At 37.7% G+C, this 18,708-nt stretch carries 16 protein-coding genes; 6 read left to right on the top strand and 10 right to left on the bottom strand.

Features of this window, described 5'->3' with window-relative positions; all coding sequences use genetic code 11:
• Position 1: 1 nt before the first annotated feature.
• On the top strand, positions 2 to 640 hold the full coding sequence (locus QMD82_01480) for a MazG nucleotide pyrophosphohydrolase domain-containing protein (GenBank protein ID MDI6850596.1): 639 nt from the start codon (positions 2 to 4) through the stop codon (positions 638 to 640).
• 18 nt (positions 641 to 658) lie between these two features.
• On the opposite strand, the gene QMD82_01475 is transcribed toward QMD82_01480, so the two are convergent.
• Genes QMD82_01475 through QMD82_01450 form a run of 6 tightly spaced genes read right to left on the bottom strand, consistent with a single transcriptional unit; the run spans position 659 to position 7,378 of the window.
• Positions 659 to 940: a TIGR04076 family protein gene (locus QMD82_01475; GenBank protein ID MDI6850595.1), complete on the bottom strand. Its 282-nt coding sequence runs from the start codon at positions 938 to 940 to the stop codon at positions 659 to 661.
• Between the two features lie 14 nt (positions 941 to 954).
• Positions 955 to 2,544: a nucleoside kinase gene (locus QMD82_01470; GenBank protein MDI6850594.1), complete on the bottom strand. Its 1,590-nt coding sequence runs from the start codon at positions 2,542 to 2,544 to the stop codon at positions 955 to 957.
• Between the two features lie 3 nt (positions 2,545 to 2,547).
• Positions 2,548 to 4,215: a DNA mismatch repair endonuclease MutL gene (gene mutL / locus QMD82_01465; protein ID MDI6850593.1), complete on the bottom strand. Its 1,668-nt coding sequence runs from the start codon at positions 4,213 to 4,215 to the stop codon at positions 2,548 to 2,550.
• Positions 4,193 to 5,158, bottom strand: coding sequence for a hypothetical protein (locus QMD82_01460; GenBank protein ID MDI6850592.1), 966 nt, complete (start codon positions 5,156 to 5,158; stop codon positions 4,193 to 4,195). The genes mutL and QMD82_01460 overlap by 23 nt, the downstream gene beginning before the upstream one ends.
• Entirely contained in the window at positions 5,127 to 5,420 is a 294-nt protein-coding gene (gene raiA / locus QMD82_01455; GenBank protein MDI6850591.1) for a ribosome-associated translation inhibitor RaiA, read from the bottom strand. The genes QMD82_01460 and raiA overlap by 32 nt, the downstream gene beginning before the upstream one ends.
• Positions 5,421 to 5,449: 29 nt before the next feature.
• Positions 5,450 to 7,378, bottom strand: coding sequence for a transketolase (locus QMD82_01450; protein MDI6850590.1), 1,929 nt, complete (start codon positions 7,376 to 7,378; stop codon positions 5,450 to 5,452).
• Between the two features lie 163 nt (positions 7,379 to 7,541).
• Between QMD82_01450 and QMD82_01445 the strand changes: the two genes are divergently transcribed.
• The 4 genes from QMD82_01445 to QMD82_01430 are packed head-to-tail and all read left to right on the top strand — an operon-like array spanning position 7,542 to position 10,246.
• The gene (locus tag QMD82_01445; GenBank protein MDI6850589.1) at positions 7,542 to 7,853 is read left to right on the top strand and encodes a hypothetical protein; all 312 of its coding nucleotides are present in this window, start codon (positions 7,542 to 7,544) and stop codon (positions 7,851 to 7,853) included.
• A gap of 1 nt (position 7,854) precedes the next feature.
• Positions 7,855 to 8,040 (top strand): YtxH domain-containing protein, encoded by a 186-nt coding sequence (locus tag QMD82_01440; protein MDI6850588.1) that lies wholly within the window; start codon positions 7,855 to 7,857, stop codon positions 8,038 to 8,040.
• Positions 8,041 to 8,060: 20 nt separating this feature from the next.
• Positions 8,061 to 9,056, top strand: coding sequence for a type I glyceraldehyde-3-phosphate dehydrogenase (gap, locus tag QMD82_01435; GenBank protein ID MDI6850587.1), 996 nt, complete (start codon positions 8,061 to 8,063; stop codon positions 9,054 to 9,056).
• Positions 9,053 to 10,246: a phosphoglycerate kinase gene (locus QMD82_01430; GenBank protein ID MDI6850586.1), complete on the top strand. Its 1,194-nt coding sequence runs from the start codon at positions 9,053 to 9,055 to the stop codon at positions 10,244 to 10,246. Before gap ends, QMD82_01430 begins: the two co-directional genes overlap by 4 nt.
• 62 nt (positions 10,247 to 10,308) lie before the next feature.
• Here the strand turns inward: QMD82_01430 and QMD82_01425 are convergent, their stop codons facing one another.
• The 4 genes from QMD82_01425 to QMD82_01410 are packed head-to-tail and all read right to left on the bottom strand — an operon-like array spanning position 10,309 to position 15,012.
• Positions 10,309 to 11,187 (bottom strand): sigma-70 family RNA polymerase sigma factor, encoded by an 879-nt coding sequence (locus QMD82_01425; protein MDI6850585.1) that lies wholly within the window; start codon positions 11,185 to 11,187, stop codon positions 10,309 to 10,311.
• Between the two features lie 43 nt (positions 11,188 to 11,230).
• Entirely contained in the window at positions 11,231 to 13,060 is a 1,830-nt protein-coding gene (locus QMD82_01420; GenBank protein MDI6850584.1) for a glutamate mutase L, read from the bottom strand.
• A gap of 44 nt (positions 13,061 to 13,104) precedes the next feature.
• A complete protein-coding gene (rseP, locus tag QMD82_01415; GenBank protein MDI6850583.1) occupies positions 13,105 to 14,361 on the bottom strand; it encodes an RIP metalloprotease RseP in 1,257 nt (418 codons plus the stop codon).
• Entirely contained in the window at positions 14,362 to 15,012 is a 651-nt protein-coding gene (locus QMD82_01410) for a DUF1573 domain-containing protein (GenBank protein ID MDI6850582.1), read from the bottom strand.
• 174 nt (positions 15,013 to 15,186) lie between these two features.
• Here QMD82_01410 and QMD82_01405 point away from each other — a divergent pair, with 174 nt between their 5' ends.
• Positions 15,187 to 18,702 (top strand): adenylate/guanylate cyclase domain-containing protein, encoded by a 3,516-nt coding sequence (locus QMD82_01405; protein ID MDI6850581.1) that lies wholly within the window; start codon positions 15,187 to 15,189, stop codon positions 18,700 to 18,702.
• Positions 18,703 to 18,708 lie beyond the last annotated feature (6 nt).

Genomic DNA, 18,708 nt, shown 5'->3' with positions numbered 1-18,708 from the left:
AATGAAGGAATTTGACGAATTATATGAATTGGTCAAATATTTGAGGTCAGAAAAGGGCTGTCCTTGGGACAGGCAACAAACTTCAAACTCTATTGCCTTTGACCTCATAGAAGAAGCTTATGAAATTAATGATGCAATTGAGTGCGACGAGAGAGAAAAAATACTTGAAGAATTGGGGGACTTGCTATTTCTTATACTTATGCATATTCGAATTAAAGAAGAGGAAGGGGTCTTCACCTTACAGCAAGTTTTGAAAAGAGTGAGAGAAAAAATGATTTCAAGGCATCCACACGTTTTTGGTGAAAAAAGCTCAGCGCTTTCAGATGTACTTGAAAACTGGGAAAAATCGAAAGAAAATCCCTTCGATACAATACCCAATTCCCTTCCAGCGTTGTTAATGGGACAAAAAATTGTAGAAAAGGTTAAGAGGCTAAATAAAGGTAGCGATTGCAGATCGATATTAAATAGAACAATAGAAAAGGCTGAGCTTTCTGCTCCACAGGAAATCAAAAAAATAATGGAAACATTAATTGACTACACCTGTCAAGGTAAAAACCCTGAAAAAGACCTACGAAATTACTTAATTAAGCTCAAAAAACTTCTCAGTGACAAATATCTCAAATCGAACAAAAACAGCTAATTGAATTTTCTAACTCTTCTAATATGTGTATTCCTCATCGAGCCTTTCAAGCTCAAAAACCGTTGGATTAGCAGGATCATAACAACAAAGTCTTATTTTATGCTCGTTTTCTCCATCACCCACTTTTCCTCCATAAGAAAGGACTCTGATAATTGGATAAAGTATACTATAGGCTGCAGGGCACAGAGTTGCGATGGGCCATCCTTGATACACAAATTCATCACCTACTTTATGACCCAATGGGCATTTACCACTTCCCTGTATCTCCACAACTTTCAACTTTACTTTGTGTTTTGTCATACGCCCTCCTTCTATTAATATTCAAAGGAACTACCGCCTATAAATTCACGAATTATAGATGTTGGGGGAATTTCAAAGGGCATTACCCCCATAAAATGAAAGAGAAAGTTTAAAAGTCTTAAAGCCTCACTGTAGCTCTCATCTTCACATTTTACCGAGCGTAGGAGCGGTTCGGCGTAATTTTTCAAAACAGCAAGCTCATAGGTAAGAGCGCTATTAAACATTATATCTGCCTCCTCCTGATAAGGGAAAATATACAAATCTTCGCCCCTTGCAACTTTTGGCCACATAGAAATAGTTTCTGATGCGGAATGATTCCTGTATTTATAATCCCTTACGATTCTTCTGATAATCCTCGCGTCCCTTGTTGGAATACGATTAAGCCTATCCAAGTTAAGCTGAGTTAAGCTGGATACATAAACTTTAAATTTGTTTTCCTCTGCAATGCCTTCGGTAAGTTCCGGATTTAATCCATGAATTCCCTCTACTATTATTATTTCGTTCTCTCCCAGTGTCATTTCTTCTCTAATTCCGTCCCTCCGCCCTTTCAAAAAACTGAACTTTGGGATCTGAACTTTCTCACCCGCAATAAGTCTTTTTACATGTTCGCGGAAAAGTTTATAGTCCAGAGCATAAAAACTTTCATAATCGGGTTCACCATTTTCATCAAGAGGGGTAAATTCCCTATCGACGAAATAGTCATCAAGCGAAATTGTTTTGGGCACTAATCCGTTGACAATTAGTTGTATTTTAAGCCTTTTTGAGAAAGTAGTTTTACCGGAGGAAGAGGGACCGGCTATCAAAACGATTTTAATCTCATTTTTTTTCTTAGTTATTAAATCAGCAATTTGGGCTATTTTTTTCTCATGAAGACCTTCCTGGATTTTGATAAGATCTGAAATTTTGCCATTGTGAATAGCTTCATTAAGTTGTCCCACGTCCTCTATTCCGAGAATTTCTGCCCAAGACTTAGACTCCTGAAAAGTTTCAAATAACTTGTCCCTTTTTACAGGGCTTGCAAGCTTCGTCGGGTCATTATGATCTGGAAGAAATATTAAAAATCCATGGTTATAACGTTGCAGTTTAAAAACCTTAACGAATCCTGTATGTGGAACCAATGGGCCTGCCATATAAGCCATATAATCATCAATCTTATAAAAAGTAAAAATATTTTTAGCCATGTATTCAACAAGTCTCAGTTGAGAATAATGATTTTCCTCACGCAGGTATCTGATAGCTTCTTGTTTAGTAAGATCAACCATTTCTATGGGAATTTCCTTTTTAGATAATTCATATAATCCCTCTTCAATTATCTTAATCGCTAAATCAGGATCTACTCCCCTTGCTTCCCCATAAAGAGCCTCTCCGAGAGAATGCTCCATCTTAAGTGAATTCTTATAACCTGCCTTTGAAAGAAGATAATCGCTCAAAAAAGTTAAAGTTCGCTCATATGTCCTTCTCCCCTCCCCTTCAACAACACTGAGTAGTTTTATGTTGGAACTTTCAGGAAACTCCATCCCAAGTCCTACAAGCTGATTATCAATTATACACGCAGTATATGGATAAGAAATCTTGTTTACCATGTCCCAGACTTTTTTTCTCATAATTCACCTCTCGAATTTCGATGCCAATTCATCAAGGGAAATAAAGTATATGGTCGGCCTTCCGTGCGGGCAATAAAACGGGGTATCTGAAGCCATCAATTCATCCACCAACTTTTCCATTTCCTCCTTTGACAGCTCGTCGCCAAATTTTATGGCGGATTTGCAAGCAACAGTTTTAAGAAAATTTTCGAGTCTATCTGGTAAGCTTGGAGATTCGTCGAGAGATGCAATTAAATCTTTGATGTCTTCCTTCTTCACACTCCTAAAAATGGCAGGAACTTTATCGATTACAAGGGAACCTGAACCTAAAAATCTGAAGTCAAATCCAAAAGAATTAAAAAGTTCCTTATACATATCAAAAATTTTCTTTTCCTTCGCAGAAAGTTCTACAAGTATTGGAAACATCAGCATTTGACTCGAAAAATCTTTCTTTCTTAGTTTCTCATAAATAATTCTCTCGTGTGCTGCATGCTGATCAATAATCATAATTCCGTTACTGGTTTGCACAAAAATATAAGATTTATGAGCTTGCCAGATATTCAGCAAATCCGTTTGACCTTCCTTAGGTACATTCTTTAAAGTTAAGGATTGAAACGCCTCACCAAATTCAAGCTGTCTTGTGCCGCCATACTGTTCAGATACTCTGGCAGAAGACAATGAATCTATATGAACTTTAATGGAATCAACAATCTCTTTTGAGTATTGTCTGAAACTATTAGTTAAAGCCTTATAAAGTTTTTCTGTTATTCGAATATACGGTGCCACTTTAACTTCTCTTTTCTGGGGATGGATATTGAAATCTACAAACTCAGGTTCAATCTCAATTTTGATGACAAAATCCGGTTGCCCATAAGGTTTTTCGAATGACCTATATATAACTCTTCTCAACTGATCCCCTCTTACCCTCCTACCATTTACCAGTATAATCTGCTCATGTCCTTTCTGATCAACCATCTCTGGCTTTTCAATAAATCCCTCTATGGACAGATACTCATCTCTATAATTAAATAAAATTGCCCTTTCAATGAATTCCTTCCCAAAAACCGAAATTATTCTTTGTGCAAAATCGCCCGGTGGCAAATCCAGTTTTTTAGAACCATCCTCATAATATTCAAAGTAAACTTCGGTATGCCACAAAGCGTATGAAATCAATTCCTCAAAAACACGCTTTCCTTCTTCCCTTTTAGAGAGCAAAAAATTTCTCCTTACGGGTAAATTAAAAAACAAATCTTTAACAACAACCGTCGTTCCTCTTTTCCTTGGTGCAGGTTTTGAAGAAGTAAGCTCTCCCGCATCAAAAATGCACTCCCAACCTGATACAACATCGTCACTGGCAGAGGATACTATGGTGAGATTGGAAACCTGTGCAATAGCATACAAGGCTTCGCCCCTAAATCCTAATGTTTTAAGATGTTTAAGGTCTTCAAAAGATGATATCTTACTGGTTGTAAAACGCTGAACTGCCAAAGGAATCTCCTCAGGAGGCATTCCAATTCCATCATCCTCGACCTCGATAACATCAATTCCACCTCCCCAAATACTCACTTTAATATGCTTAGCATCAGCATCAAGACTATTCTCAATAAGCTCCCTCACACAGGAAGCAGGGTTCTCTACAACTTCCCCAGCCGATATTTTTTTTATGACTTCATCTGGGAGCTTCTTTATCACGTCCCCCTCCAAGTACCCTTTTAATCACTCGATCAGCTTCAAAACCGAATTTTTTAAGTTTATATTTTAGGACGGAAGTCTCAATTCTGGTAGGTATCAATCCCCTTTCTTTCACGGAAAAAGAAAGAAACGGCACTTTTTTTCCGAATAATTGAACACTCCGATTTTCTGTGTAGGATCCTTTCTCTGACTCCTGAGAAGTTATTTCAACAACCATCGTAAGTTCTCCTTTAACTTTAACCCTCGCTGGTCCAAAAGTCCTTAGAACATCAATTATACCTATTCCTCTCAACTCCATAAAAAATTTGAAATTCTCACTCTGAGAACCCGACATCAGAAGAATAGATGTAGGCGGGTAGTTGACTAACTTTACAAGGTCGTCTGCAATAAAGAGATGACCGCGCTCAATAAGTTCAAGTACACATTCGGATTTTCCACTGCCTGATTTGCCAATTACAAGGACACCTTCTCCAAATACCTCAACAGCACTACCGTGACAGATTGAGTAAGGGGAGAAACAAAAGGCTAGGTGAGAGTTAACTCTACTTTTAAAATAGTCGATCTCATTGCCCTTATATACAATGATAGGCAACTTGTTAGCCAGACTCCCCATTCTTCCAAAAATCTCGTTGTAAGTGGAATTATCTACAATTAGCCCCGTGATTTTACCACTATTTACTCCCTGAATCAGTTCATCTAATTTTTCCTTTTGATTTAAAAGAGAAGCGGTATCACGAGTCCAAAAAAGTAAACCACTTTTTTTAGTGCCTTCCTTAGATTTAAAAAATTCAGGAAATTCTATTAGCCTTCTCTCAAAAACTCTAATCCTTTCAAATTCTTCAACTTTACTAACTAATTCAACATCTTCTTCATCGGCCAAAAGGCGAAACAAGTCTTTGAAAAGTACATACTCAGGCTCTTCTATCTTGAAGCTTTTCTTCATACTTAACCATCTGATGCTTTATACGATCTTTAATTTCATCAATTAAAATATAAGGGTCTTTCTCCATAGATTTCACGGTAAGAGTCTGGCCTTTCACCTTTACGACCAAGGTTCCGGAATATCTACCCCTTTGTTCTTCCATGGTGAGTTCAACACTTATTATATAATCGGCAAACTTATCCAGCACACCAAGCCTTTTTACAATATATTCTTTCAGAGCATCTGTCACCTCAAAGTTTTTAGCAGTAATTACAATGTTCATAGCACCTCCTCTTCCGTATTTAATTCAGTTTATTCCAAACTTTTTAAAATGTCAAGAATTCTCTCTGAAACCTTTGAAGGTGAAAGATTGTTTACTTCGTAAAGGTCTCCTGCTGCTCCTGAAACCGAATAATTTTCTAAGCCAAACTTAAAAACATTAACACACTTCCCTTTAGAAAGATAAAAATCTGAGAGTATTGTTCCTAATCCACTGCGTATGTTATGGTCTTCATAAACAAAAATGGGCCTTTTTACTATTTCCTCCCTTAAAAGAACATCCTCGTCAAGGCAAAAAGGCGTTGAAATATTGATAACTGTAAGCTCTTTTCCATTGCTTTTCAATCTCTCGAAAACTTCGAGGGCCATCGCCAAAGTAGGGCCATAAGCAATCAAGGTTCCATGGATTCCATACCTAATGATGTCTGCGACACCGTATTTAAACACATAATTTTCTCCATAAAAGGGCAAACCATTTCTATCAGGAATTACAGGCCAGTTTGAACGTCCTACCGCTATAACAAAGTTTCCATATTCGCTCATAATGTAATTCAAAGCCTTTTGAGCCTGATTAGCATCTCCAGGGATAATGAGTTTAAAGTTATATAGGTTTCGCAATATCCCAATGTAGTCAATACAATGATGGGTTTTACCATCTTCTCCAACATCAATGCCTATGTGAGAAATAACTAATTTGAGGTTAGTATGGTTTATATCATTTAGCCTGTGCTGATTGTATGTTTCATCAACGCCAAAAACCCCAAAATCTCCAAATACACCTATCACACCCTGAGTACTTAAAGCACCTGCGACTGTTGCAGTTGAATGCTCCTGAACACCAAATTCAAAGAAATATTGAGGAAAATGTTTAGAAAACTCGACAAATCTTAATGATTCTGCTAAGTCACAATCAAAAACCGCAAAAGGAGTGAATCTTTGATTAACCAGATTTGCTTTTCCAATCCTTGTGAGCTGTTCACCTACCGCTACCCTTGTTGCAACCTTCTCAGCCGGGTTATAAATTTTGAATTCTGCACTATTGAAGTTGACTTGGTATTTTAGCTTTCTCCCGAAGGTGGGAAATTGTTTTGATTTTCTCTTTTCCACATAATATTCCAGATTGTCTTCCACTCCAAGTTCGTTTAAAGCCTTCCGGTATTCTTCCACTGTCAGGGGTTTGCCATGATAGGCCTCTACATTTTCCATAAAAGAAACGCCTTTGCCCATAACAGTTTTAGCAATAATACAGACAGGATAATCTTTCTCATTTAGCGCTTTTCTTATAGCTTGGTAAATCTCCTGATAGTTGTGACCATCTACCTCAAAAACCTTCCATCCATCCGCTTCATAATTCGCCTTTATGTTTACAGGCATCACATCATGGGCATTTCCAGAAATTTGTTTATCGTTGTAATCAATAATCACGGTGATATTGGTTAAATTGTATTTCTTTGCAATCCTCCTTGCTTCAGCCACCTGACCTTTAGCCTGCTCTGCATCACTCATCAAAACGAAAACATGATAATCCTTATTGAGGATTCTTCCAGCGAGAGCAAATCCAACCCCTGCAGAAAGCCCCTGTCCCAGGTTACCAGTCGTCCATTCCACACCGGGAATTTCTCTTTCTATATGACCTTCGAAAGGAGAACCTGCAAGTCTGAAGTATGCTATGGCATCATCTATATCAAAAAATCCAAGCCTTCCCAGAACCGCATAAACTCCGGGGGATGTGTGACCGTGAGAGACTACAATTCTGTCTCTATCATCCCAATCAGGATCACTAGGATTTACCCGTGCATATTTCCACACTACCAAATATATATCACAGGAAGACATAGACCCACCAGGATGCCCTGACCGTGCAAGGGTTGTCATTTTTAGAATGTCGCCTCTAACTAACTTGCCCAGCTTTTCAAGTTGAGCCAAATCCTCCTCTGTTAAAAATTCCTTATCAAAGGACATAAACAACTCCTTTTTCTAAATTATAAACTCCTGTTTCCAAACAAAAAAGCGAGTATAGTTAATTAAAAGCTCAGATGAAGTTCGCTGCTATTTGACTTACAAACAATTTGTAAAATTTAAATGCCGTTTGACTAACTAAGGGTTAAGCCTTATAAGTTTTAATATGAATGTGGCGATTGGTATTTTAATAATATTAGCTTTAGGGGTCTTTATTGGAATGCAGATTTATTTGATCATTCTGCTATTCCGATTGAACGAGAGTGTGAAAAAGATTAATAGGCTTGTAGATATTCTTGAGGCTCAAATTCCCGAAATTTTGGAGAATTTAAGAATAACCACGTTAAAAGTAAGAATAATAAGTCAAGACTTTGAAAAGGGCGTAAGACAGGTATCAAAGATTTCATCTCTTTTAATCCCAATAAACTCTTTTTTAAAACTTGTAAGCACCCTAATCAAAAAAAGAAGGGAGGAATAAAATGTGTGAAGAAAAAGAAAACCTCGTATTACCCTTCATAGGGGGCGTGCTGGTTGGAGCAATATTAGGCTTACTTTTCTCCCCATCAACGGGGAGAGAAAACAGAGAGAAAATAAAATCACTTGCTCAAAATCTGGCAGAGCAAATTAAACGAAAAATAGAGGAAGAAAGGGCAGAAAACATTTAATTTGTAAGAAGGAGGGCACAATGGCAGTAAAGGTGGCAATAAATGGGTTTGGTAGAATCGGAAGACAAATTTTAAAGATTGGCTTTGAAAGGAAAAACCTTGAGTTTGTCGCAGTTAATGATCTTGCAGAGCCTGAGATTCTTGCCACACTCTTAAAATATGACTCCGTTTTTCGCAAATACGATAAGGAAGTTAAGGTAGAGGGAGATTATATTATCGTGGACTCCCAACGCATCAAAGTTTTCAAGGAAAAAGATCCTTCAGCAATTAATTGGGGTGAGGTAGGTGCCCAGATCGTAGTAGAGTCAACAGGATTATTTACCAATAAGGAGAAAGCTTCAGTACATTTAAAAGATACAGTTAAGAAAGTTATTATCTCTGCACCAGCAAAAGGTGAGATTGATGCAACCATAGTAATGGGAGTGAATGAACACATCTACGACCCGGAGAAGCACCATGTAATTTCTAACGCTTCTTGTACCACAAATGCCTTTGCACACTTAGTAAAAGTACTTCATGAAAACTTCCATATTAAGAGAGGCGTCATGACGACCGTACATGCTTATACCAACGATCAGCGAATCCTTGACCAGCCTCATAAAGATGTAAGAAGAGCAAGAGCTGCAGGACTTTCAATCATCCCAACTTCCACAGGGGCAGCCAAAACCATTTTTGAAATATACCCGGAACTTAAAGGAAAAATAGAGGCACATGCTCTAAGGGTACCCGTAGCAGATGTATCCATAGTGGACTTCGCGTGTGAGGTAGAAAAAGCAACTTCACCCCAAGAAGTTAATGAAGCATTTAAAAAGTCTGCTTCTAAATATTTAATGTATTGCGAGGAACCCCTCGTCTCCATAGACTTTGTCGGCGATTCACACTCTGTAATTTTCGACGCTACCCTTACGCAGGTAGTAAACGGAACACTTGTAAAGGTTTACGGTTGGTATGACAATGAATGGGGTTATTCTACAAGGTTGGTGGACCTAATCGAATATGTTGGGGAGAGATTATGAGCCTCAATAAGCTCTCCATATTAGACGTATCGGATGATTTATTTAAGGGCAAAAAGGTTTTCGTAAGGGTAGATTTCAACGTTCCTATCGACAATGATGGGAAAATTGTAGATGACACAAGAATTAGAAAAACGCTACCAACAATCACCTATCTCCTTGACAGGGAAGCCAAGGTAATTCTCGCCTCCCATTTAGGGCGTCCCAAAGGAAAAGATCTGAAATACTCTCTAAAACCCGTTGCAGAGCACCTTTCTAAGATTATCCAAAGAGAAGTGAAATTTGTTGATGATTGTATTGGTGAAAAAGTCGAAAAAGCTATCCAACAACTAAATGATGGAGAAATTTTATTGCTGGAAAACGTAAGATTTTATAAAGAAGAAGAGAAGAACGATCCTGAATTTTCGAAAAAGCTGGCTTCATACTTTGATGTTTATGTAAATGACGCCTTCGCCACCGCCCACAGGGCACATGCTTCAACTTACGGCATGGCTGAATACATGGAAATCCGTCTTGCAGGTCTTCTGATGAAAAAAGAAATTGAAGTGCTATCTAAGGTAAGAGACAATCCTGAACATCCATTTGTAGTAATTCTCGGTGGTGCAAAGGTAAAGGATAAAATAGGAATAATAAAGTATCTATTGCCTAAAGCAGATGCTTTGATGATCGGTGGTGGAATGGCTTACACTTTTCTTTACGCTCTCGGACAAAAAATTGGGAAGTCAATTCTCGATAAAGATATGTTAGACCAAGTAAAGGAATTCTTGGCCACAGAAAAGATCATTCTTCCTGAAGACCACGTGGTAGCCGATAAATTGGAAGAAGGTTGCACCTACAAGGCAGTTAAAGAAATACCTGATGACATGATTGGTGTGGATATAGGTCCCAAAACCGTTACACGATATATTTCTGCACTTCCAGATTCAGGCACCCTTTTTTGGAATGGCCCCCTTGGAGTAATTGAAATTGAAGAATTTGCTAAAGGTAGTATAGAGTTATTAAAAGCGGTGGCTTATAAAACATCAAAAGGTCTGTTTTCTGTTATAGGAGGCGGTGACACCCTTACGGTCCTTGAAAAAGCCAAAATCGATGAAGATGCCTTCAGCCATGTATCGTCTGGCGGTGGTGCCACCCTTGAATTTTTAGCAGGGATTGATTTGCCAGGGATTAAAATACTTCAAGATAAAAAGTGAGCTCCTGAAAGTTAGGAATTTACTGATTTTACTTTATTGTAGCGAAAAACATTTTAAAGTTATTACTCTTCTCGATATAGTTCTCGGAAAAGATTCACAATCCGCTCTCCAAACTTTTCTTTGAGTCGTTTCAAGGCTCTATCACGTAATTGGGATACTCTTTGTTTTGATATTCCGAGTCTCTCTCCGATCTCCTCCAAGGTATGCTTTTTTCCATCTTCAAAACCAAAATAAAGTTTTATTATTTCAGCTTCCTTTTTACTCAAAAAACTGAAAATTTCCTTTATTAGTTGGTGCATCTTAACTTCTGCATAGTATTTTTCTGGCGAGGGAAGGGCCTTTTGTTCCAAAATATCAACTAAGTTTTCTCTACTCTCCTCTTCTTCCGTTTCAAGACCACGATCGAGGCTCCTTGAGGAAAGATAAATTGAACGCAACGCTCTTATTTCATGAGGAGAAAGATTTAATACCTCTGAAAGCTCTTCATCAGTGGGTTGTTTTCCACTTCTAGCAATCAGATCAGCTTCGGCTTTCCTTATCTTTCTCAACTTTTTTAAGACCGCTTCGGGAAATTTTACATCCCCAAGATAACTCCTTATAAATTTTATCATATAATCCCTAACCCAATACCACGCATAAGAGAAAAAACGGTTGGATTTGGAAAAGTCAAACCTTTTGATAGCTGTTAGAATTCCCCTGTTCCCTTCGTTAACAAGATCTGGAATTACGTCATTTCCCAGCTGAAACACACCTGCGAAATACTTAGCTATTTCAAAAACTTGGGGAAGGCATGCTACAACGATTTTTTCAATGGCCTCTTTGTCACCCGCTTTAGCTCTTTTTAGGTATTCTCTTTCCTCTTCCGGGGTTAAATTTTTAGAAATGTGTTCTAAATCGCCTAAAAGATACTCAAAAGAACTATCACCCTGCCTTACCGACATTATAAAAAGGCCTTGTTATCCCCGTCTCTTCCTTGAGACCGCTTTATCTCTTCAGAAGTTTTTCGTAAGGCTCTATTGGATAGACATCAAGAGCTCTCACCCAGGAAGACAATTTCTCTACCCTTTCCTTTGGATCTGATGGGATGTTCAAAGGTCTTCCACGACAATCAATAATTAGACCCACAACTCCACCTTCTACTTCGGTTTCAAGCCTTTTTCCCTTACCTGCACCAACATCAAAATTCTTAGTAGGCTCAATAATTGCCTTTGCTTTCTCACCAACTTCAAGAGGGATTCTTACCAATTCCCCAAAATTCACACTTCTTTCAATTCTTGTACCATCCTTTTTGAGAATCACGATATCTATGCACTTTTTACCCTCTTTATCGAGACCCACAGGGCAAATTGAAGAGCCAAGGCGAATGAGACAATCCCTGTCAAATACCTCCGTTGCAGCCTTTTCATTTACTTCTGATAAAACCCCCAAGTGAGGCATCATAAATATGGAATCGACAGAGAGCATCGTAACACCTTCAGGCTGAAAAGCATCCAGCATCATAAGAGCAGATTGTACGCGGCGGGGTGCATGGGAGAGAACTCCACCCGAACCAATAATCAAAGCAAGGGACATCATATCTACAAGGGTAGCGCCTGAGAGAGTCTGGGCAAAGGCTTCAGATATTGTTCTTTCCTGCTGAACTCCTTTTAAGCCAACGGCCATCGTTTTGTGATGCTCAAAGGCCAACCTCAGTGCTTCTCTGGCAATCGCCTGCTCAATTATTAACTCCCCAAGTGTCTGAGGAATCGTAGTAGGTCTAATCATCTTATTCCTAATCCTATTTTTCAAATCATTCTCGTCAATAGAAAACGGCACCCACCTTAAAATATTCTCAACACCAGCGGAAACAAGGACGTTAGAAATGGAGTAACTCATTCCCAAGTTAGCAGAAACCGTTCTGTTAAAAACACCACCAAAAACCGAAAATACATCCGTTGTAGCACCCCCTATATCAACCCCGAGCACATCTATATTTTCATTTCTTGCCACTTTTTCAACAAGAAGGCCCACCGCACCCGGGGTTGGCATTATAGGGTGGTCAGTCCAGCTCATCAGTTTCTTATATCCTGGAGCATGCTGCATTACATGCTCCATAAAAAGATCGTGGATTTTATGCCTCGCCGGTCCTAAATTCTCCCTCTCCAGAACAGGCCTGATGTTATCTACAATATAAAGGGCAACTTTATCTCCAAGTATCTTTTGTATCTCCTCCCTTGCATCTTTGTTACCAGCATATATAACAGGTAGCTTATATCCCGTTCCGAACCTCGGCTTGGGATCAGCAGCCTTAATTAATTCTGCAAGTTCAACAACATGTTTTATAGTACCTCCATCAACGCCACCGGCAAGCAATATCATATCCGGCCTTAATCTTCTGATAAGTTCAACACGTTCATGTGGCATTCTACCGTCATTGGAAGCGATCACTTCCATAACAATTGCACCAGCCCCTAAAGCAGCCCTTGCAGCACTTTCCGCTGTCATGCTTTTAACGACACCACAAACCAGCATCTGAAGACCACCACCGGCAGAAGAAGTTGATACATAAATATCCACACCAGTTTTATCATCTTTTTTGGGCTTAATAATCGTTTCACCATCAAGAATGGTAATACCGGTTAATTCCTCAACCTCTCTAAAAGCGTTTAAGACTCCCCTTGTTACGTCCTCATAAGGGGCTTCAACTGTAGTAGGCGCCTCCCCTCTGGTTATTAACCTGTAACCCTCTTCCTTTTTCTCAATTAAAATAGCCTTAGTTGTCGTACTTCCACAATCGGTTGCAATCACTCTCTCAAGCTCTTTTCCATTTGCCATATTAACCTCCCGATATCAACTTAAAATATTTACTTGCATTAATTTTAACGAACAATCCTCAAAATATCAAAAAATGCAATCACAACCATTAAAATTAGAAGAAAAGTAAATCCAATAAGCTGCAAAACCCTCCTGACCTGTGGCGACAGTTCTCTCTTTGTAATACCTTCAACCAAGTAAACCAGAAAGTGCCATCCATCCAGTGCGGGTAATGGTATCAAATTTATTATAAAGAGATTTATTGATATCAAGCCCAAAAGATAAAGAAGCTGGAAAAGTCCATAACTTGATGCAGTGTATATAACCTTTCCAATCATTATAGGACCCCCAAGATTTGATAAAGGAACCTTGCCCCTAATCAGCCTCAGGAGATACACTATGTAAATCCAAGTTATCTCAAGGCTTCTCGTTATAGAAACTCTAACGGCTTCAAATATATTTAACCTCTTCCTTACGGACGGTGCGGTAATACCTATCCTTCCGATTTTTTCATTATTTGGCGTAGTTTCAACCAACGGAGTGATTAAAAATTCAACAGTATCTCTTCCTCTTTCAACGGCAAGGCTTATCTCTTTTCCGGGATAACTTCTTATAGAATCTACAACCTCTTGCCACAATGAAACGGGAGTGTTATTAAACCTTACAATCTTGTCACCTTTTTTAAGACCTGCCTTATGTGCAGGACTTCCCTTTTCAATCCGATTTACAATAGGTGGAATTGCAAAGATAACCCCCAGTGAATCAAAGTTTTTGCCCAATAATTCTATGGTGACTCTCTGATTCCAACGGTCAATTAACAAAATATGCTTTTCTCTTTTTGAGAAGTAGTAATAAAGGTCTTCTATAGTATTGACAAATTTGCCATCTATAGCGATGATGCTATCACCTGGTTGAATAGAAGCGCTTTCGCTCTTTACTTTATAAACTCTATAAATAGGAATGGTTTCGTACCCTACCAGAGAATATCCAAGTACAAACACCACGAGAGCAAGGATAAGATTAAAAACAGGACCAGAGATAACAACGAAAATTTTTTTGTAAAAAGGTTGAATCCAAAAATCACCTGGTTCTGGGTTTTCGGACTTTTCTTCTCCCTTTATTTTAACATACCCTCCAAAGGGAATCAGAGATAAACTATATCTCGTACCTACCTTATCGGTAAAAGTTAACAGTCGAGGACCAAAGCCTATTGAAAACTCCTCCACTCCAATGCGTTGAATCCTACAGGCAATAAAATGACCAAACTCGTGAACCGCTATAAGGATTCCCAAAAATAGTAAAACCAACACAAATGTAAGCACCTAATTTTCTCCCTTTTTAACTAAAGTCTCTCCCATTTTCCTTTTCCAATTAGGAATCCCCCCTTTAAGAATGTAAGAATTCCCGTAGCCCTCTTTTCTCAATAATTCTAAAAATCGCCTGTCACCTTCGTCGTTTGTCACCAGAACAATCAGTGTATTTCGGGGTATCTTTAAAGCTTTAACTGTGCTTAAAAACCTATTCTTATCAACCCATATTGAACCTATAAGATGCTCCTTGTCAAATTCAGATTTGTCCCTTATATCTATTAAGACGCTCATATAGCGGATAAGCTCATCGGGAGCCAAGGTTGACTTGATAACTTCTCCCTTGAGTTTTAAATACAATTCTCCACTATTTTTTCCTTCGTATTTAACCCTGACTAATTGCATAACTTCTCCAGAGTAACCTTTAGTATTAAACTCAACATCCACAGCGGTTGAATCACCTGGTTTTACAACATTTGAAGATTGCAAGGCATAAGTACATCCGCATGATGGTTTTATAGAAACTATCTTGATGGTATCATTAGTGTTGTTTTTCAACCAAAATCTGGCTGAGACAACTTCTCCCTCTTCTACTTTACCAAAATTGCCCCACTCTGGCATCGGAATAAGTGAAATAATAACGATACTTAATAGAGTCTCTATCATAGCTTAATTTTAATGCGTCCAAATAGCACCAGCAAATGCATTAATTTTGCTTTTGATTTGCTTATTTCGGAAAGACGTTATACAATAGATTTGTTATTTACTAAAATGAAATGTCCTAATTGTGGTTTTGAAAATAACGAAACCGCCAATTTTTGTATCAACTGTGGTATACCTTTGAAGCAATTAATACTTCCAGAAAAACGCATTGTTACAGTTATTTTTGCTGACCTCGTTAATTTCACAAGAATTAGCGAAAACAAGGACCCAGAAGATGTTCTCAACATGTTAAACGAAATTTTCGAAACGATCGAACAAGTTGTTTATAAATATGAAGGTTTTATAGATAAATACCTTGGTGATGGCGTGATGATTTTGTTTGGTGCCCCTATTGCCCATGAAGACGACCTTGAACGTGCAATCCGTTGTTCAACTGAGATTCTTTCAGCAGTAGAAAGGCTTGCAGAAGATCTTAAAGAAGACATAAAAGTTAAAATTTCTATAAACAACGGTTATGTAATCAGTGGATACACTGGCGGATCAAGGAAACGAATGTATACAGTTATAGGTGATACTGTAAATGTAGCTGAAAAGATAAATGACCTTGCACATCCATGCTCTATAGTTGTGACAGAAAGGGTGGCCGAATATACGGCGCACCTTTTTGATTTCAAGCCCTTAGGAGAATTTAATATACCGGGAAGGGAAGAACCTATAAAGCTTTATGAGTATGTGCAGCCGAAAATCCTGGAATACGGTTCACTTCCAACTTTCAAAGGGAAACTGGTACCACTTGTGGGTAGAAAAAGGGAATTTGAAAGATTGAAAAGTCTTCTCAATTCAATAGAAAGCGGAATCAGCACGTCAGTGTCAATAATTGGAGAAGCAGGAGTAGGCAAATCAAGAATGAAATACGAAATCAAAAAGTATTGTAAAGAATATAAGGACTATATAATTTTAGAAGCCCTTTGTAAAAGTCAAAGTAAAGAATCTGCTTATGAACCTTTTTTGGACATCATAAAGGCACTAACACAAATAAAACCCGAAGATAACAAAGAGACAAAACGAGTCAAAATCCATAACACTTTCGAAAAACATGATATTCCAGTCAATGCAGAAAAGGTAATACAAAACCTTCTTGGGCTTGACCCCGAGTTCAAATTAAAGGAAAAATTAGACATTTTCGAGGCCTTTTATGAAATATTCAAAAGCCTTTCACAAAACAGGCCCTTATTTTTAATATTCGAAGATATCCATTGGATTGATGAAGCCTCCCTTGACCTGCTAAGATTTTTAATAGAAAAGACTTCAAATCTTAGAATATTTTACCTTTTAACCTATAGGCCCACGAAAACCATTTTACTTCCTGAACTGTCGTTGACAGAAAACATAGTGCTACAAAATTTAACAAAGGAGGAGTCAGAGGAACTAATTAAAAATCTACTTGAGGCTCAGGAATTACCAGCCGAATTTGTTGAACTTGTGTACAGTAAAACAGAAGGCAACCCTCTATTTATAGAAGAACTAATCGAAAGAATTTACAAGGACGGATTTTTCCAAATAAAAGATGGAAAACTTTCGCTGATTAAAAACCTGAACGAGGCATCAATTCCTGATAAAATCACTAATCTATTCCTCCAAGAAATTGACAAACTTCCACCTGACACCAAACAAGTAGCCAAAATAGCATCGGTAATAGGGAGAGAATTTAGTAAAAAAATTTTAGAGGAAATATGGCAACGTGAAGATCTTGGATTTCACTTAAGAAAATTAGAAGAATCTGGCATCGCTTATGCTGACAAAACTAAAGAAGACCATTACATATTTAAGCATTCCTTTGTTCGTGATGCAGCTTACAATTTGCTACTCAGAAAGGAGCAGAAAGAATTACACAAAAAAGTAGGGGAAGCAATTGAAAAACTTTACATTAACCACTTAGAGGAATTCTATGAAAGTCTTGCATACCATTTTGAGCTGAGCGATGTCTTAGAGAAAGCCCTGTACTATAATTATAAGTCAGGAATCAATCTCGCAAATATTAGGATGTATTCAGCTGCCTGCTCAAAGCTAAGAAAAGCTGAAGAAATTCTTGAAAAAATTTCAGGAAGTGAAAATGAAATGGTTGATAAGAGTATGATCTTTGACCTCTACTATCGCTACGCTGAAGCACTTCTTAAAGTCGGGCACTTCAATGAGGCCGAGGTTAAAATTAAGAAGGCAATTAATATCGCTACAGAAATTAGCGATTTCTACCTTCTCAGCAATTGTTATCAGATCGAAGTTGAAATTAATTATCAAAGTGGGAATCTTCATACTTTAATAGCAAACCTCGAAGCTTACAAAAACCACTTACCATCCACATTCTTTGAAACCTATAAAAATTATGCAATTTTGGAAAAGAATCCTTATGAATTTGACGAAGCTTCTCTCGAAATGAGCACCAAAAGAATGAAAAACGCTAAACCTATAGAATTTGCCAAATACGCAGAAGTAAACATTGAACACATAAATAATATTGGAGGCAAAAAATTAACGGAAAAAATAATAACACTATTAAACGAAGCCGAATCCAAAGTTGATGAACTAATACTTCCAGAATACAAGCTCAGAAAAACTAAAATACTCTTGGATTCCCGTCTATATGATCATGCTCGTGAGGAAATAGAATTTTCTAAAAATATTATCAAAAAAGAGTACGACGAGGATAGTTATGTTTGGTTACTAATTTTTGACTCCATCATTAAGAGGGAACAGGGTGAATTTGCACAAGCACAGAAGCTACTAAATATAGCTCGTAGCATCGCAGAAGACATACCAAACCACTTCTTAAGAGGAACTATCCTATTCAATTTAGGTATTCTAAACTTGGGGTATCTGGGAGAACGCCTTGGCGCTTTAACCAATTTCGCAACTTCATCAGAAATTCTACAGCAAATCGGTGAAAGAAAAATCTTCTTCCTGACAAAAATCTACTCCTGGGTTACAAATATTTATATTGGAAATATAAACACTTATGATGAACTTCCTTCCAACTTGAAGGTACCAGAAAACCTTGAGTGGTATAAAATTAAGAATATGCTGGAAATATTGAAAGGCATAACAGAGCTCATGATTGGAGACCCCAAAAATGGCGTTAATAGTTTAAAAAAAGCAAATTACACTTATTCAAACTCGGAAATATTAATTCTACTCCTTTACACCTTTCTTTTGCTAACATCTCTTAAAAAAGATGAACTTCTCGATGATTTAGTAAACAGAGTACTTTTTGTTTTACAAGGGCGCACCGAAAATATCCTTGACTTTGCCCACTATAATTCCACACTCCTTATCTACCACTATCTGAAGAATAACATGGAGAAAGGCCGTCAAATTGTTAAACAAAGAGGAGATAACCCAAGAATAAAGGCGATCCGTGAAAGTTCGCTAATTTTTGAATTTGGAAACATCGTCTATAATGGAGACATTGATAATCTCGAAAAGTACTATATGATAGAAGAAATCTTAACTCAACTCGACATCATACGTCTTCCAATACAAAAAATACTTCTAAGTGTGATCCAGTACAAATTAATAGGCGACACCGATATTGCCTTAAAAGAATCAAAAATTAAGCAGCTACGACAAGAAATGAATAAGTACAGATTAACCAACCTCGTACCACTCATTGAAAATTTGCATAAAAGTGAAAGTTGATATAAA

The sequence above is a fragment of the bacterium genome (genome assembly GCA_030019025.1).
GTDB lineage: Bacteria > Hydrothermota > Hydrothermia > UBA1063 > UBA1063 > UBA1063.
Note: the sequence above shows the minus strand (reverse complement) of the source record. Positions and strands in the feature narration are given on the sequence as shown.

What these genes read in the sequence shown, in the direction of transcription:
- raiA (MDI6850591.1), bottom strand. Translation starts at nt 5,420, where the DNA reads ATGAACATTGTAATTACTGCTAAAAACTTTGAGGTGACAGATGCTCTG.
- QMD82_01475 (MDI6850595.1), bottom strand. Translation starts at nt 940, where the DNA reads ATGACAAAACACAAAGTAAAGTTGAAAGTTGTGGAGATACAGGGAAGT.
- QMD82_01420 (MDI6850584.1), bottom strand. Translation starts at nt 13,060, where the DNA reads ATGGCAAATGGAAAAGAGCTTGAGAGAGTGATTGCAACCGATTGTGGA.
- QMD82_01470 (MDI6850594.1), bottom strand. Translation starts at nt 2,544, where the DNA reads ATGAGAAAAAAAGTCTGGGACATGGTAAACAAGATTTCTTATCCATAT.
- QMD82_01450 (MDI6850590.1), bottom strand. Translation starts at nt 7,378, where the DNA reads ATGTCCTTTGATAAGGAATTTTTAACAGAGGAGGATTTGGCTCAACTT.
- QMD82_01430 (MDI6850586.1), top strand. Translation starts at nt 9,053, where the DNA reads ATGAGCCTCAATAAGCTCTCCATATTAGACGTATCGGATGATTTATTT.
- QMD82_01410 (MDI6850582.1), bottom strand. Translation starts at nt 15,012, where the DNA reads ATGATAGAGACTCTATTAAGTATCGTTATTATTTCACTTATTCCGATG.
- QMD82_01425 (MDI6850585.1), bottom strand. Translation starts at nt 11,187, where the DNA reads ATGTCGGTAAGGCAGGGTGATAGTTCTTTTGAGTATCTTTTAGGCGAT.
- QMD82_01445 (MDI6850589.1), top strand. Translation starts at nt 7,542, where the DNA reads ATGAATGTGGCGATTGGTATTTTAATAATATTAGCTTTAGGGGTCTTT.
- gap (MDI6850587.1), top strand. Translation starts at nt 8,061, where the DNA reads ATGGCAGTAAAGGTGGCAATAAATGGGTTTGGTAGAATCGGAAGACAA.
- QMD82_01480 (MDI6850596.1), top strand. Translation starts at nt 2, where the DNA reads ATGAAGGAATTTGACGAATTATATGAATTGGTCAAATATTTGAGGTCA.
- QMD82_01440 (MDI6850588.1), top strand. Translation starts at nt 7,855, where the DNA reads ATGTGTGAAGAAAAAGAAAACCTCGTATTACCCTTCATAGGGGGCGTG.
- QMD82_01460 (MDI6850592.1), bottom strand. Translation starts at nt 5,158, where the DNA reads ATGAAGAAAAGCTTCAAGATAGAAGAGCCTGAGTATGTACTTTTCAAA.